The 14,882-nt window shown below is 72.0% G+C and carries 13 protein-coding genes and 1 tRNA gene; 9 read left to right on the plus strand and 5 right to left on the minus strand.

Going from position 1 to position 14,882, the window contains the following annotated elements:
* Nucleotides 1–90: 90 nt before the first annotated feature.
* Nucleotides 91–1,305: a M6 family metalloprotease domain-containing protein gene (locus ABZZ04_RS20760; protein WP_356933672.1), complete on the minus strand. Its 1,215-nt coding sequence runs from the start codon at nucleotides 1,303–1,305 to the stop codon at nucleotides 91–93.
* Nucleotides 1,306–1,716: 411 nt separating this feature from the next.
* Here ABZZ04_RS20760 and ABZZ04_RS20765 point away from each other — a divergent pair, with 411 nt between their 5' ends.
* On the plus strand, nucleotides 1,717–3,660 hold the full coding sequence (locus tag ABZZ04_RS20765) for an EAL domain-containing protein (protein WP_356933673.1): 1,944 nt from the start codon (nucleotides 1,717–1,719) through the stop codon (nucleotides 3,658–3,660).
* A 29-nt stretch (nucleotides 3,661–3,689) separates the two neighbouring features.
* Here the strand turns inward: ABZZ04_RS20765 and ABZZ04_RS20770 are convergent, their stop codons facing one another.
* Together ABZZ04_RS20770 and ABZZ04_RS20775 are read right to left on the minus strand one after the other, a co-directional pair.
* Nucleotides 3,690–4,790 carry an LLM class flavin-dependent oxidoreductase gene (locus tag ABZZ04_RS20770; RefSeq protein ID WP_356933674.1) on the minus strand — a complete coding sequence of 367 codons (1,101 nt, stop codon included), beginning with the start codon at nucleotides 4,788–4,790 and terminating at the stop codon, nucleotides 3,690–3,692.
* Nucleotides 4,791–5,013: 223 nt separating this feature from the next.
* Entirely contained in the window at nucleotides 5,014–5,751 is a 738-nt protein-coding gene (locus tag ABZZ04_RS20775; RefSeq protein ID WP_356933692.1) for a decarboxylase, read from the minus strand.
* 280 nt (nucleotides 5,752–6,031) lie between these two features.
* Between ABZZ04_RS20775 and ABZZ04_RS20780 the strand changes: the two genes are divergently transcribed.
* The 8 genes from ABZZ04_RS20780 (at nucleotide 6,032) to ABZZ04_RS20815 (ending at nucleotide 13,112) form a co-directional block, all read left to right on the plus strand.
* Entirely contained in the window at nucleotides 6,032–6,991 is a 960-nt protein-coding gene (locus ABZZ04_RS20780) for a D-2-hydroxyacid dehydrogenase (protein ID WP_356933675.1), read from the plus strand.
* A gap of 254 nt (nucleotides 6,992–7,245) precedes the next feature.
* On the plus strand, nucleotides 7,246–8,148 hold the full coding sequence (ehuB, locus tag ABZZ04_RS20785; RefSeq protein ID WP_356933676.1) for an ectoine/hydroxyectoine ABC transporter substrate-binding protein EhuB: 903 nt from the start codon (nucleotides 7,246–7,248) through the stop codon (nucleotides 8,146–8,148).
* Nucleotides 8,149–8,167: 19 nt separating this feature from the next.
* On the plus strand, nucleotides 8,168–8,908 hold the full coding sequence (gene ehuC / locus ABZZ04_RS20790) for an ectoine/hydroxyectoine ABC transporter permease subunit EhuC (RefSeq protein ID WP_356933677.1): 741 nt from the start codon (nucleotides 8,168–8,170) through the stop codon (nucleotides 8,906–8,908).
* Nucleotides 8,905–9,546 (plus strand): ectoine/hydroxyectoine ABC transporter permease subunit EhuD, encoded by a 642-nt coding sequence (ehuD, locus tag ABZZ04_RS20795; protein ID WP_356933678.1) that lies wholly within the window; start codon nucleotides 8,905–8,907, stop codon nucleotides 9,544–9,546. The genes ehuC and ehuD overlap by 4 nt, the downstream gene beginning before the upstream one ends.
* Complete coding sequence (gene ehuA / locus ABZZ04_RS20800; protein ID WP_356933679.1) at nucleotides 9,536–10,378, plus strand: ectoine/hydroxyectoine ABC transporter ATP-binding protein EhuA; 843 nt, start codon at nucleotides 9,536–9,538, stop codon at nucleotides 10,376–10,378. Before ehuD ends, ehuA begins: the two co-directional genes overlap by 11 nt.
* A gap of 166 nt (nucleotides 10,379–10,544) precedes the next feature.
* Nucleotides 10,545–11,303, plus strand: a complete 759-nt coding sequence (locus ABZZ04_RS20805) for an IclR family transcriptional regulator C-terminal domain-containing protein (RefSeq protein ID WP_356933693.1) — start codon at nucleotides 10,545–10,547, stop codon at nucleotides 11,301–11,303.
* 87 nt (nucleotides 11,304–11,390) lie between these two features.
* A tRNA-Lys gene (locus ABZZ04_RS20810) sits at nucleotides 11,391–11,464 on the plus strand.
* Nucleotides 11,465–11,594: 130 nt separating this feature from the next.
* Nucleotides 11,595–13,112 carry an MFS transporter gene (locus tag ABZZ04_RS20815; RefSeq protein ID WP_356933680.1) on the plus strand — a complete coding sequence of 506 codons (1,518 nt, stop codon included), beginning with the start codon at nucleotides 11,595–11,597 and terminating at the stop codon, nucleotides 13,110–13,112.
* Between the two features lie 110 nt (nucleotides 13,113–13,222).
* Here the strand turns inward: ABZZ04_RS20815 and ABZZ04_RS20820 are convergent, their stop codons facing one another.
* Both ABZZ04_RS20820 and ABZZ04_RS20825 read right to left on the minus strand, forming a co-directional pair.
* Complete coding sequence (locus ABZZ04_RS20820; protein ID WP_356933681.1) at nucleotides 13,223–13,813, minus strand: lytic polysaccharide monooxygenase auxiliary activity family 9 protein; 591 nt, start codon at nucleotides 13,811–13,813, stop codon at nucleotides 13,223–13,225.
* A gap of 159 nt (nucleotides 13,814–13,972) precedes the next feature.
* Nucleotides 13,973–14,882, minus strand: a 910-nt coding sequence (locus ABZZ04_RS20825; RefSeq protein ID WP_356933682.1) for an SPFH domain-containing protein, incomplete at its 5' end; no start/stop codon positions are given.

A 14,882-nucleotide genomic window follows, 5' to 3' on the forward strand; every position in this document is an offset into this window, starting at 1 on the left:
CGGGAGAAGCCCCCTCGCGGAAGCGAGGGGGCTTCTTCGTGCGCCGGAAGGCAGGGGGGCGGGGCGCGGGAGTCGCGTGGCGAAGGGCCTCTACGTGCCGGTGGTGATCCGGACGGTCCAGGCGCCCGACGGGGTCCGGTCCGCAACCTCGATCCTGGTGTGCCCGCCGGGGATGCTGTACGTCTCGCCGACCCGCAGCGGGGCGTCCGCGAGCGGGGCGTAGACCGACCGGTCCCAGCAGCCGTCGGTCTCGGGGTGGGTGTCGATGACCTCGACCGGGCCGCCGCCGGACGGGGTCTTGCTGCGCACCCGGTAGAGCAGGACGCCCTCGGCGCAGGTCGCGCTGTCGTTCCCGGTGGAGCTGCGCGCCTCGATGGCGACGGCGCTGTCCTCGCCGGTCCTGATCACCGCGAGCCGGGTGCCGATGGAGGCACCGGGCGCGGGAACGGCCGCCATCGGCTCCAGGGTGATGTCCCGGCTGCTCTGGACGCAGACCACCTGCCTGCGGTCCAGCCAGCCCAGCTTCCACTTGTGCCAGCCGAAGAGGTCCGGCGCGAGTCCGAACTGGCTGCCCATCACGTCCCAGTCGCCGACGTAGGTGTCCCAGTCGCCCTTGCCGTCGGCCGGCCGGTGGTAGAGGTCCGGCAGGTCGAAGACGTGGCCGGTCTCGTGCGCCAGCACGTTGCGGTCCGGCGGGTGGTGTTCGAAGACGGTGACGACGCGCCGGATGTCCGTGTCGTCGGCGCGCAGCGGCTCGTCGAAGTTGACGACCTTGGTGGCGTCGGAGTCGACGCCCGGGGCGTCCGGGTCGGCGACCAGGTAGACGACGGCGTACCGGGAGAAGTCGACCTGCGGATCGGCCGCGGCCACGGCGTCGCGCAGATAGGCGGCGCGCCGGCCGTTGTCCCAGTCGCGCCGTATGCCGTACCGGTCGGACGTCTCGGGCATCCGGATCCACTGCTGCAACGGGTGCGGGCGCAGGGTGAACTTCCCGTACGAGGCACGCCGGAAGAACTCGGTGGTGGCGGGGAAGTGGTCGGCGGCGAGTTCGCCGGGGGTGACGGCGGGGCGGTGGTCCGGGAAGGACAGGAAGATCATGACCGCGTCGAGGGGGCGGTCGGGGCGGGGGTAGGCGTCGTTCCAGTCGCTCACGCCGAGCGAGTGGTGCGCCTCGGTGCGCGGCAGGGCGCACGGGCCCGCCTCGCCGGTGGCGGCCGCGGCGGGTCCGGCGACGAGGGAGGTGGCGGCGAGCGCCAGAAGAGAGGTCAGGGCCGCGCCCACACCGCGCAGACTCGGCCTCTCCACTCCCCCGGTTCTGCGCTGACGCGGCACGTCTACCTCCGGGTGCGAGATGTGATCACGCACCCACCCTGTGATGATTCAGGGCTTTCGTCCTGTTGTGCTGCCCCAGTCGAGTCAGCACCCGACCGAACCCCTGACCTTTACGGACAGTCACAATCGATCATCGAGGTACCACCTCGACACAGAAGCGCTCAGAAACAATCGGTTGCGGGCAAATCGGATCGGCGCGCAAATGACCCATGCGAGGCGTACGCAAGGCGTGGAAGGGTCGGGGCGCTGGAACGGCCCAGGCCCCTGCCTCTATGCTTCACCAGGCTTTCCCACGCGGTTTCCGCCTGTGCTTCGAGGCGATCCGTGCGGCGGGCCAGTCCGGCCACACCTGTTCAAAACCGAACTGCACGGCAGGAGCGAACGGTGAGCGGAACGTCCGAAGGGCCGAGGCCCCCGACGGGCACGTCCCCCTGTTCCGCGGGGCCCTCGACCACGGAACGTGACCGGCCGTGGCCCCTTGCCGGGGGCTGCGGCTCCGAGCCGCACGGCTACCGGGCGGCGTTCCGGGCCGCCGCGCTCCCGATGGCCGTGGTCGACCACGAGGGCCTGGTCGTCACCGCCAACGACGCCCTCGGCAGTCTCCTCGGCCGCCCCGCCACGGCGCTGGCCAACCAGTCCGCGGCCGATCTGCTCGACCTGGCGGCGGACGGCCGCACCTGGCACGCGTACCGCGAGGTGCTGCACGGGCGGCGCTCCCGGTTCCGCCGCACCCATCAGCTCAAGCACCCCGACGGCCGCTCGCTGTGGGCCGAGGTCACCGTCGTACCGATGCCCGGCCCGGAGCACGGGGCGGTCCCGGGCACGGGCGCGGACACGGGGGCCGGCGCGGGTACGACCACGGACGCGGGGACGGGCGCGGGCGGCGCGCAAGGCGCTGGGCAGGTGCTGCTCTCCGTCTCGGACATCAGCGACCGGCGCGAGCTGCAGAAACGACTGCGCCACCTCCAGATGCACGACCCGGTGACCCGGCTGCCCAACCGGACGCTGTTCTTCGAGCGGCTCACCGCCGTCCTGGAGAACCCCGCCCACCGGGGCGACGACGGCGCCGGGGCCGGGAGCGGCCGGGTCGGGGTCTGCTACCTGGACCTGGACGGCTTCAAGGCCGTCAACGACACGATGGGCCACCGGGTCGGCGACCGGCTGCTCGCCGCCGTCGCCGCACGGCTCACCGACTGCGCGGAGCAGGACGGCCCGCGCCGCCCCGGTTCGCACCTCGTGGCCCGGCTGGGCGGCGACGAGTTCGCGATCCTGGTCGAGGACTCCACCGGCACGCGGCAGCTCACCGACCTGGCCCGCGCGGTGCTCCTCGCGCTCCAGCAGCCCTTCGACCTGGCCGGGCAGCGGCTCTCGGTGTCCGCGTCGATCGGGGTGGTGGAGCGCCCGGTGGCCGGGACCTCGGCCACCGGGCTGATGCAGGCCGCCGACACCACGCTGTACTGGGCGAAGGCGGACGGCAAGGCCCGCTGGACGGTCTTCGACCCGGAGCGCAACGCCCACCGGATGACCCGGCAGACGCTCTCCTCGAACCTGCGGCCCGCCGTGGAGCGCGGCGAGTTCACCATCGAGTACCAGCCGCTGGTCGGCATGGCCGACGGGGTGGTGCACGGGGTGGAGGCGCTGGTGCGCTGGAACCACCCGCAATTCGGCATGCTCTCGCCGAATCGGTTCGTCGCGATCGCCGAGGAGGACGGCTCGATCGTCCAGCTCGGCCGGTGGGTGCTCCGGTCCGCCTGCCGCCAGGCCCGGCGCTGGCAGCTCGACCACCCGGCCGAGCCGCCGTTGTTCATCAGCGTCAATGTCGCCGTGCGCCAGGTCTGGGACTCCGACCTGGTCACCGATGTCGCGGAGATCCTCGCCGAGACCGGTCTCGATCCGGCGCTGCTGCAACTGGAGCTGACCGAGTCCGCGGTGATGGGTTCGGCGGGCCGGCCGCTCCAGGCCCTCCAGTCGCTCAGCGGCATGGGGGTGCGCATCGCCATCGACGACTTCGGCACCGGCTACTCGAACCTCGCCTATCTGAGCCGGCTCCCGGTCTCCGTGCTGAAGCTGGACGGCTCGTTCGTCCGCGGCTTCCGCTACGACGACGGCGCCCACCCGAGTCCGGCCGACGAGACGATCGTCGAGGCGATGGTGCAGCTGGCGCACCGCCTGGGCCTGACCGTCACCGCGGAGTGCGTGGAGACGGCCGGGCAGGCGGAGCGGCTGCGCAGGATCGGCTGCGACACCGGGCAGGGCTGGCTGTACTCGCGCGCGGTGGCCCCGGAGCGGATCGCCGAGCTGATCGGCAGCGGGAAACTGCCCGCCTGATCCGGTCCGGGTTCCCGGGGCGCGGTGGGTCAGGCCGTCGTGGGCAGTCCGTACGCGTCGGCGATCAGCTCGTAGCTGCGCAGCCGGGCCTCCCCGCCGTGGGCGTTGGCGGTGATCATCAGTTCGTCGGCGCCGGTGCGCTCGGCCAGGGCGTCGAGACCGGTGCGGACCTCGTCCGGGGTGCCGTGGACGATGTCGGCGAGCCAGCCGTCGACGAACTCGCGCTCCATCGGGGTGAAGGCGTACGCCTCCGCCTCCTCGGGCGTCGGGACCAGGCCGGGGCGACCGGTGCGCAGCCGGACCATGGACAGGGCCCCGGTGAGCACCTGGCGGCGGGCCTCGCGCTCGTCGTCGGCGGCCAGGGCCGCGACGCCGATCAGGGCGTACGGGGCGTCGAGCACCGCGGACGGCCGGAACGACTCCCGGTACAGGTCGAGGGCCGGCACCGTGTTCCGCGCCGAGAAGTGGTGGGCGAAGGCGAAGGGCAGGCCGAGCACACCGGCCAGCCGGGCGCTGAAGCCGGAGGAGCCGAGCAGCCAGATCGGCGGCCGGGCCATGGACTGCACGCCGCCGTCGGCCGTGCCCTGGACCGGGCCGGGGACCGCGTGGATACGGGCGTAGGGGTGGCCGTCGGGAAAGTCGTCGTCCAGGAACCGGGTCAGCTCCGCGAGCTGCTGCGGAAAATCATCGGCCCCCTCGTTCAGCCGGTCGCTGCGGCGCAGGGCGGCGGCGGTGGCCCCGTCGGTGCCGGGGGCCCGGCCGAGGCCGAGGTCGATGCGGCCGGGGGCCATGGCCTCCAGGGTGCCGAACTGCTCGGCGATGACGAGCGGCGCGTGGTTGGGCAGCATCACACCGCCGGAGCCGAGCCGGATGCGCTCGGTGCGGGCCGCGAGGTGGGCCAGGATCACGGCGGGCGAGGAGGAGGCGACGCCGGGCATGGAGTGGTGTTCGGCGACCCAGTAGCGGTGGAACCCGCGGCGCTCGGCGAGCTGTGCGATGTCCACGGAGGTGCGCAGCGCCTGGGTGGCGGTGCGGCCCTGCCCCACGGTCACCAGGTCGAGCACGGAGAGCGGCACGGGGGCCGTTCCCTTCGTCCTGCCACGGATCTCGTCGCCTCGAATCTCGTCCACGTCCTGGCCTCTCCGGTGATGCGCCCGCGCCTTGCTCGTACGTCCGGGAGAACAGAACAGGAGGGAGTCTCCGCTTATTCCCGCGCGGGGTGCGGGGTGCTCCCGCGCGGGGTGCGGAGTACGGGACGCAGGGCCGGGACCGCACGCCCGCCGACAGGCCGGGCCGCACGCCCCGTGCGCGCCGGATCACCTCCCCGACGGCCGATCGGCCCCCGGCGCCGGATCACCTCCCCCGGTGCCCGTGCTTCCCGCTGTGCGCCCAGGCACGGCCCTCGCCCCAGGTCGGCACCGGGGCCGGGGGCGCCTCCCGGCCGGCGAAGAGCCTGCCCAGCCTCGGGGACCAGGCGCGGCGGCCGGCCAGCCGCAGCCCCTCCCGGACCGTCACCTGGTTCCCGGTGAGGACCGGCTTGCCGAGGACCTCCTCCAGCTCCGCCTCGTGACCGGCGGTGTGCAGTGCCGTGTCGGGCAGCAGCACCACGTCCGCCTCCGGCCGGTCGGCGGCGACGGCGAACTCCCGCACCCGGTCCGGGCCCCAGGCCGCGGCCTCGGCGGCCGAGCCGAGACCGGCGGAGCGCGCGGCGACCGCCTCGACGCCCGCGGCGCGCAGGAAGTCGAGCAGCAGGGCGGTGATGTGCTCGGGGTAGGTGGAGGCGACGGCTACCCGTTCGGCGCCCAGCTCCCGTACCGCGTGGGCGAAGCCGAGCGAGGTGCTGGAGGCGGACACGCCCACCGCCCTGGCCAGGGCCGCGGTCTGCTCGTGGGCACCCTCCCAGCCGTGGAGGAAGCTGCCGCCCGCGCTCGCCCACACGACGGCCTCGACGCCGGAGCGCTGGAGCTCCTCCGCCCCGGCGGCCAGGCGCTCGGGCGACCCGGTCCGCACCAGCGCGTCGACCCCGTAGGAGTCCTCGTCGACGTCGGTGCGGTACACGACGAGCCGGACCGCGTCGAGCAGGATCTCCATCCGCGGGAAGTCGTCCACCGCGAAGCGTCCGGGGTGGAGAAAGCCAAGGGTCGTCCTGTCCACGCTTCCCGCCTTCCCGCGCCTGCCCGCCCGGACCGGAACCGGCCGGACGGTCCGGGCGCACGGCGCCGCTCACCCTCCCCCTTTTATCTGTTTCATCCAAGTATTCCCCCATCTGCCCCACCTCCACCACGACCTGTTGACGGAGCGGGGCGCGGCTGCGAGCGTGGTCCATCCGCCCTTCCCGGACGCAGCGCAGCGGAACGGAGCGACCGTCCCCATGTCAGAGCCCACCCTGCTCGTCCTGGACACCGCCCCGTCCCCGCGCCTGGGCCGGCTGACCGGCCGGGCCCGCATCCGGTACACCGACGGGGCCGGGCTCGCCGCCCGGCTCCCGGAGGCCGACGTGCTGCTGGTGTGGGACTTCGCCTCCGACGCGGTACGGGCCGCCTGGCCCGGCGAGGGGCCCCGCCCGGCGTGGGTGCACACGGCGAGCGCGGGCGTGGACCGGCTGCTGTGCCCGGAGCTGATCGCCTCCGACACGGTACTGACCAACGCCCGGGGCATCTTCGAGCGGCCGGTGGCCGAGTACGTGACGGCCCTGATGCTGGCGTTCGCGAAGGACCTCCCGGGCACGCTGGACCTCCAGCAACGGCGGCAGTGGCGCCACCGGGAGAGCGGGACGCTCGCGAACAGCCGCGCGGTGGTCGTCGGCGCGGGCCCGATCGGGCGGGAGATCGCCAGGCTGCTGATGCCCCTCGGGGTCAAGGTGGCGCTGGTGGGGCGTACCGCGCGGCGCACCGTCCACGGCCCCGAGGACCTGGACCGGCTGGCGGCCCTGGCCGACTGGGTGATCTGTGCGGCGCCGCTGACCGAGGCGACCCGGGGCCTGTTCGACGCCCGGTTCTTCGGGCTGATGCAGCCGTCGGCCCGTTTCGTCAACGTGGGGCGCGGGCCGGTGGTCGTCGAGGAGGACCTGGCCGACGCGTTGCGCAAGCGCTGGATCGCGGGGGCGGCGCTGGACGTGTTCGAGCAGGAGCCGCTGGGGCCGACGAGCCCGCTCTGGGACGTACCGGACCTGATCGTTTCGCCGCACATGAGCGGTGACACGGTGGGCTGGCGGGACCGGCTGGGCGAGCAGTTCGTGGCGATGTACGAACTGTGGCTGGCCGGCTCCCCGTTGCCGAACGTGGTGGACAAGCGGCGCGGGTACGCGCCCTTCCCCGGACCGGGCGAGTGAATCCGCCGGGCCCGTACCGCGCCCCCACCACCGGACGGTGACGGACGGACGGATCCAACGATCCGTCATTTCCCTTTACCTGCAAGGCACTTCACGCCACTCCTCAGCCACTCGACCCGACCGGAGGGGGACACGGGAAGGTCACGCTCCGGCCACCGTTCGATCACATGAGGTCGCTTTCTGCATAGACGTGCGGGATCGGGCAGGCGCTCCCCCTGTCCGGACTGTTCGATCCCTCCAGGAGATTGCGAACCATGGCTGACTTCCCGAACCTGTCCCGCCGGGGCTTCTTGAACCGATCGGCGGCCGTGGGCGGACTGCTCGTCGTCCCCGGACTGCTCTCCGCGTGCAGCAGGACCGACGCCGGCTCCGCGGACGGTGAGGGTGCGCTCCACAAGCTCCGCGAGCAGGGCTTCGTCCGGGTCGCGTACGCCAACGAGGCCCCGTACGGCTACCTGGAGGGCAAGGAGCTCAAGGGCGAGGCGCCGACCCTGCACCGGGAGATCTTCAAGGCGCTCGGCGTCGACGAGCTCAGGCCGACGCTCTCCGAGTGGGACGGACTGATCCCCGGGCTCCAGGCGGGCAAGTACGACGTGGTCAGCGCCGGCATGGCGATCACCCCGGAGCGCTGCGCCAACGCCATCTTCTCCGAGCCCGAGTTCATCTCGCCCACCGCCCTGATGGTGAAGAAGGGCAACCCGAAGAAGGTCACCGACCTGGCGTCCGCGAAGGAGGCCGGGATCACCGTCGGTGTGATGTCGGGCGCCGTGGAGGGCAGGTACGCCGAGGGGGCGGGCATCCCCGAGGACCGGATCAAGACGCTGCAGAAGCCGCAGGACGGCGCCGACGCGGTCAAGGGCGGCCGGGTCGACGCGTTCCTGCTCACCGGGATCTCGCTGCGCTGGCTGGCGAGGACCAACCCGGAGACCGAGGTCACCGGGGCGTTCCTGCCGGAGCTCGACGGCACGAAGCAGTACAGCCCCGGCGGCGCCGTCTTCCGCAAGGGCAACGAGGAGCTGCGGGACGGCTTCAACCGCGAGCTGAAGAAGATCGTCTCGGACCGGTCCCGCTACGTGGAGCTGCTCCGGGAGTACGGCTTCTCGGCGACCGAGCTCCCGCCGGCCACGCTGAAGACGGCCGATCTGTGCAAGGGCTGACGGGGACGGGCCGCGCCGCATGAATGATTTCCTCTCCGCCTTCCTCGACGAACTCCCACAGGTGCGCTCGGGGTTGTGGGTGACCCTCGAAGCCACCGTGCTCGGCGCGCTGGCCGCGCTCCTGCTGTCGTTCGCCCTCGGTCTGATGTCGATCAGCCGGCTGCCGGTGCTGCGCGGCGTGTCCCGCGTGGTCGTGGAGTTCTTCCGCGGCACCTCGCTCTACATCCAGCTGTTCTGGCTCTACTACGCGATGCCGACGCTGACGGGGTACGAGCTGGAGCCGCTGCTCTGCGGCGTCGTCGCCTTCGGCCTCAACTACGGCGCGTACGGCGCCGAGGTGGTGCGCGGGGCGATCGGTTCCGTGCCGCGCGGCCAGTACGAGGCGGCCGTCGCGCTGAACATGTCGCCGCTGCACCGGATGCGGAAGGTGATCCTTCCGCAGGCCTGGGTGCAGATGATCCCGTCGTTCACCAATCTGCTGATCCAGCTGCTGAAGTGCACCCCGCTGCTGTGGCTGATCTCCGCGGCCGACCTGATGACCGTGGTCCAGCAGCTGCGCGACCGCACCGGTGAGACGCTCACCGCGTACATGACCCTGCTGGCCGTCTACTTCGTGCTGGCGTACGCCCTGACCCTGCTGATGAACCTGCTGGAGCGGCGCGCCAAGCGGCGGCTCGGGCTGCCCACCGGGGCGGGTTCGCTGCTGCGCAGCCGCAGCGCCACCGAGGCCGTCGCCTCCGTCCCGGGGGGTGTCCGGTGAACGGTTTCGACTGGAACGCGGCCCGGGACGCCCTGCCGCTGCTGATCGAGGGCTTCCGGGTCACCCTGCTCGCCACGGTGCTCGGCACGCTCGTCGCCGCGGTCCTCGGGCTGGCCGTCGCGGTCGCGGGCCGGGCCCCGAGCAGGTTCGTGACGGTGCCGGTGCGGGCCGTGACGGAGTTCGTCAGGTCCACCCCGCTGCTCGTCCAACTGGTCGGCGCGGCGGCCCTGTTCACCTCGGTGGAGCCGCTGACGGTCGGCATCGCGGTGCTGGGTGTGCACTACGCCGCGTACACCTCGGAGGTGTACCGCGCCGGGATCGACAGCGTGCCCAGGGGCCAGTGGGAGGCGTGCCGGGCGCTGTCGCTCGGCCCCCGGCGGACCTGGCAGGCCGTGATCCTTCCGCAGGCGGTGCGCAACGTGCTGCCCGCCCTCGGCAACTACGCGATCTCGATGTTCAAGGAGACCCCGTTCCTCGCCGTGATCACGGTGCAGGAAATGGTCTTCGAGGCCCGCAAGTACGGCGCCGACCACTTCGCGTACACCGAGGCGTTCACGCTCGCCGGCCTGGCCTTCCTGGTCGCGAGCTACCCCACATCGCTGCTGATGAGAAAGCTGGAGAAGCGTCTTGGCCACTGAACCCCTCCCCCTGCGCAGGACGGCGGCCCCCGGGGACGCCGAGCCGGCCGCCGGGCCCTCCACCGGCAGTCCGCTGGTCCGTTTCGACGACGTCGTGAAGCGGTACGGCGACCACACCGTCCTCGACCGGCTGAACTTCTCGGTGGAGCGCGGCGAGCACGTCACCCTGATCGGCCCCAGCGGTTCGGGCAAGACCACCATCCTGCGGCTGCTGATGACGCTGGAGAAGGTCAGCGACGGCGTGATCTGGGTGGACGGCTCCCCGCTGTCCCACGTCAAGACGCCCGGCGGGACGCTGAGACCGGCACCCGAGAAGCATCTGCGCGAGGCCCGGAAGAAGATCGGCATGGTCTTCCAGCAGTTCAACCTCTTCCCCAACATGAAGGTGCTGCAGAACATCACCGAGGCCCCGGTCAGCGTGCTGGGCATGGACCGCGACGAGGCGGAGGGCCGGGCCCGGGAGCTGCTGGACCTGGTGGGGCTGTCGGGGAAGGTCGACGCGCACCCCTCCCAGCTCTCCGGCGGCCAGCAGCAGCGGGTGGCGATCGCGCGCGCCCTGGCGATGCGGCCGGAGATCCTGCTGCTGGACGAGGTGACGTCGGCGCTCGACCCGGAGCTGGTGGCCGGGGTGCTGGAGCTGCTGGGCGACATCGCCAGGAACACCGACATCACGATGCTCTGCGTGACCCACGAGATGAACTTCGCCCGGGACGTGTCGAAGACGGTGCTGATGTTTGATTCCGGACGGGTGATCGAATCCGGTCCACCGGAAAAAATCTTCTCCGACCCGGAGCACGAACGCACGCGCGAGTTCCTCGACGCGGTGCTGTGACCTCGCCACTTGTTGGACGCCAATGACTCTGGCATATGCCGGGCGAATGCGCCCCAGCTCATCGAGCCGGGGCGCTCCCGTCGGGTCGCCGACAGCCGCCCCGAAAAGGGCTCTTGACGGCTATCGTGTGGACAGAGCTTGCGGTCACAACCTGCTGGGGGAAACCGTGGCGCTGATGCCCGAACCGACCACCCCGTTCCATTCGGTGCAGTACGCCTTCCGCGTCCTCGAAACGATCTCCGCCCACGACGACGGCGTACCGGCCGCCCGGATCTCGCGCGATACGGGACTGCCAGCCGAACACCTCTCCTCCCTGCTGCTGACCCTGCGCCGCGAGGGCTACGTCGAGCAGATCGCCGACGGCGCGTACGTCATCGGCTCCTCGCTGCTGCGCCTCGGCTCCGGCCAGGCCCGTCGGCAGGCCCTGGAGGCCAGGCTCCAGCGGACGCTGATGCAGCTGCGCGACTCGGTCGGCGCGGCGGTCTACATCAGCCGGTACGTCGACGGCGAGATCCGGGTCACGCAGTACGCCGACGGCCCGCTCACCCCCGCGGTCAACGAGTGGGTGGACTTCCGGTCCGCCGCGCACGCCTCGGCGGTCGGCAAGTGCCTGCTCGCACAGCTCGACCAGGACGGCCGCCGCGACCACATCTCCCGCCACCGGACGCCCCGGCTCACCTCGCGGACGATCACCAACGAGAAGGTCCTGTTCTCCAAGCTGGACAGCCAGCCGGCGACGGTTCCGGTACTCGACCTCCAGGAGTACGCGATCGGCACGGTGTGCGCCGCGGTGCCGCTGACGGCCGGGGCGTCGGCGGGCTGTCTGGCGCTGTCCCTCCCGGTCCAGGACGCGCACCGGCTGCGCGCGGCGGCACACACGCTGAACCGGCGGGCGGCGCCGGTGATGCTGTCGATGGCACTCTGATCCGTACCGTTTCATCACCCATCGCCCCGGTTTGCGGCCGGTGTCATCGACACCCCTCCGGAGCAGGTATTATTTTCGAGTCAGCAGGCGCCGCTAGCTCAGTTGGTTAGAGCAGCTGACTCTTAATCAGCGGGTCCGGGGTTCGAGTCCCTGGCGGCGCACGACAACGCACCGGGCGGTTCACGTACACACGTGGACCGCCCGGTGCGCTTTTTGCTGCCCATCGATCCATACAATCGTTTTACACAGCCGTACTAGACAAGCGTTTTAAACGCTCGTACATTTCTCGGCATGACGAACGCCACGAGCACCACCGCCGATCGCGGCCTCCTCGCCGGCCGCCGGGAATGGACCGCCTTCGTGGTCCTCCTGCTGCCCCTCCTCCTCGTCTCGATGGACATCTCCGTCCTCTTCTTCGCGATCCCGGCCATCGACCGGGACCTCGCCCCCAGCGCCACCCAGCAGCTGTGGATCTTCGACGGGTACGCCTTCGCCCTGTCCGGGCTGCTCATCACAATGGGCTCGCTCGGCGACCGGATCGGCCGTCGCAGGCTGCTGCTGCTCGGCGCGGTCGCGTTCGGCGCCGCGTCCGTGACCGCGGCGTACGCCACCAGCCCCGGGATGCTGATCGCGGCCCGCGCCCTGCTCGGGATCGGCGGGGCGACGCTGATGCCGTCGACCATGGGGCTCGTGCGGAGCATGTTCCGCGACGAACGGCAGCGCGGCCGGGCCATCGGGATCTGGTCGGGGGCCATGGCCGGCGGGGTCGCGCTCGGCTCGGTGCTCAGCGGGGTCATGCTCCAGCACTTCTGGTGGGGCTCGGTGTTCCTGATCAACGTGCCCGCGATGGTGCTGCTGCTGATCCTGGTGCCGCTGCTGGTGCCGGAGCACAAGGACCCCGCCCCGGGCCGGTTCGACCTCCTGAGCGTGCCGCTGTCGATGGGGGCCGTGCTGCCCGTCGTCCACGGGATCAAGGAGACCGCCGCCCACGGGATCGATCCGAAGAGCACCCTGTTCGTCGCCGTCGGGCTGCTCGTCGGCTGGGTCTTCGTCCGCCGTCAGCGCACCCGCGGCGACGCGATGATCGGCCGGGAGCTCTTCCGGGACGGCCGCTTCGCGGCCGGGATCGGGCTCAACGCGCTGGCCGCCTTCGCGATGATGGGTTCCTCGTTCTTCACCACGCAGTACCTGCAGTCGGTGCTCGGCATGGGCACGCTGGAGGCCGCGCTGTGGAGCCTGGCCCCGTCCCTGGCGGTGGGCGCCGCGGCCCCGGCCGCCACGGCGATCGCCCAGCGGACCGACCGCGGGCGGGTCGTCTGCGCCGGGTTCGTCATCGCCGCCGCCGGTTTCGCCGTCCTCGCCCTGACCGGTACGGACTCGTTGTGGCTGCTGCTCGTCGGCTGCTCCGTGATGAGCTGCGGCATCGTGACCGTGATGGCGCTCGTCTCGGACCTGGCGCTGTCCACCGCCCCGTCCCGGAAGGCGAGTTCGGCGGCCTCGCTGCTGGAGACCGGCCAGGAGTTCGGCGGCGCGACGGGAATGGCCCTGCTGGGCGCGCTGGCCACCGCCGTCTACACCGCCGACATGCCCGCCTCCGCACCGGAGAACGCCCGCAAGACGCTGGCGGGCGCGGTGGCCACCGGCGACGGCTCGCTCGTCTCGATCGGCAGGGACGCCTTCGTGCACAGCATGCAGTACGCCTCGGTGGTGGGGGCGGCGCTGCTGCTGGCGGGCGCGGTGCTGGCGGCGGTCCTGCTGCGCCGGGGCACCGCGACGACGGAGCGTACCGAGCCTCTCGCGGCGGCCTGACGGCCGCTCGCGGAGTGCGGCCGGTGCGGACCCGTGGTTCGGGTCCGCACCGGCCGCTTCGGCGTGACGTCCGTCGTGCGGCGGTCACCGTTCGGGACGGGGCGCCGGGGTCAGAACTGGACGTCGGAGCACGCGTAGAACGCGTTCGCCGTGTCGGCGACGTTCCAGACGCTCAGGATGATGTGCTTCCCGGACTTCTGGGTGGGGATGGTGCCCTGCTGGGTCAGGGTCGCGGGCGGCTGCTTGCCGCCGTACGGCACCGTCATGAAGGGCTGCGACTCCAGGTCCGCCCTGGTGAGCGGCTTGGTGGGGTCCCAGCCGTCCTTGGTGATGTAGTAGCGGAAGTCGCTCGTGGCGTGGCGCGCGGTGAACTGCCAGCGGAAGCTGAAGCCCTGACCGGCCGTCACCTTCGTGGCGGGCCAGTTGCCGCCGCGCGGGTCGTCGAGCTGGGCGAACTCGCCGTGGCCGCCGGAGCAGATCCGGCCGTCGGCCGGGCCCGCCGCCGGGAAGCCCTTGGGCCCCTCGACGCTCTGCGGTTCCCACTGGATGTTGCCGCAGCCGGTCACCGTGCCGTTGGCACAGAGCTTCTGACGGCTGATGGGGTTGTCGGTGTAGCCGTGGCTTCCGGCACTGCTCGTGGCGAGCATCGAGGCGCCCGCCACCACCAGACCGATCACGGCCGCACTAGCCCTTTTACGCATTGCTGTCGCTCCTCGAGAACGTGGGGGAAGTTCCATGAGCCCTGCTGCACGCGTGTTCTGCGGTCTAGACCAAGACTTAGATTATTGACGGGATATGAACATGTCCAGACCAATGAGAGTCCGATTCCGCTTGACCGCCCCAGGGGACCCCCGGTCCCCTCAGGCCCCCTCCCCACCGCTGCGTCCGGTGTAGAAGGCCACCGTCAAGTCCTTGACCAGGGACTTCCGTTCGTAGTCGTCCAGCTCCACGATCCCCCGCGCGGTCAGCCGGTTGACCGTGTCGTCGACGGCGTCGACGACCGAAGTGAGCACGCTGTCGCGGTGCTTGGCGTCGATGGCGGCAATTCGCCGTCGCTGCATGGCCGCGGCGACCTCCGGCGCGTACTCGATCCCGGTCGGCTGCGCCGAGTACACCTCGATGCCGACGGGTTCGCAGTCCGCCTTCAGCAACCGGGTCAGCGCGTCGCCGACCGCCTCCGCGTTGCGCAGGGTGTGCGCGTCCTCGTGGAAGGCGTCGGCGGGCAGCTGCGAGAGGACCCGGGCCATCGCCGCCTCGACCTGCTCGCGCAGGTACGCCTCGTGGTCGGCGACCCCGAGCACCGCCCGGACGGTGTCCTTGATCCGCCACACCACGAGGACGACGACGCGCAGCGCCGTGCCGTTGGCGTCCACGGCGGGCAGCGGTTCGCTGCGCCAGTGCCGCAGGCGCACGTCGACCCGGCGGCGCAGCAGCAGCGGGCTGATCCACATCAGCCCGGTGCGCCGCACGCTGCCCCGGTACTCGCCGAAGAGCGTCAGCACCCAGGCGTGGCCGACCCGTCCGCGGCTCAGCCCGCCGAGTGCGAAGAGCACCGCCGAGAGGAGCGCGGTGAGCGCCGCCCAGGCGCCCGGTCCGAGTCCGTCGTACGGGCGCGGGCCGATCCCGAACCGGGCGAGCGCGGCGGCGGGCAGGGCGCCGACCCACCAGAGGACGGCCCCGCCGGCCGCGGCACCGGCCAGGGCGGCGAGCACCGCCACCCAGCCGGGCAGCGCGGGCCCCGGCCGTTCGGTGAGCCGCGGGTCGCCGAGC

This window comes from Streptomyces sp. NPDC006435 (assembly GCF_040612315.1).
In the GTDB taxonomy this organism is placed as follows: domain Bacteria; phylum Actinomycetota; class Actinomycetes; order Streptomycetales; family Streptomycetaceae; genus Streptomyces.

What these genes read in the sequence shown, in the direction of transcription:
- ABZZ04_RS20775 (WP_356933692.1), bottom strand. Translation starts at nt 5,751, where the DNA reads ATGGAGATCCTGCTCGACGCGGTCCGGCTCGTCGTGTACCGCACCGAC.
- ehuC (WP_356933677.1), top strand. Translation starts at nt 8,168, where the DNA reads ATGAATGATTTCCTCTCCGCCTTCCTCGACGAACTCCCACAGGTGCGC.
- ABZZ04_RS20820 (WP_356933681.1), bottom strand. Translation starts at nt 13,813, where the DNA reads ATGCGTAAAAGGGCTAGTGCGGCCGTGATCGGTCTGGTGGTGGCGGGC.
- ABZZ04_RS20815 (WP_356933680.1), top strand. Translation starts at nt 11,595, where the DNA reads ATGACGAACGCCACGAGCACCACCGCCGATCGCGGCCTCCTCGCCGGC.
- ehuB (WP_356933676.1), top strand. Translation starts at nt 7,246, where the DNA reads ATGGCTGACTTCCCGAACCTGTCCCGCCGGGGCTTCTTGAACCGATCG.
- ABZZ04_RS20780 (WP_356933675.1), top strand. Translation starts at nt 6,032, where the DNA reads ATGTCAGAGCCCACCCTGCTCGTCCTGGACACCGCCCCGTCCCCGCGC.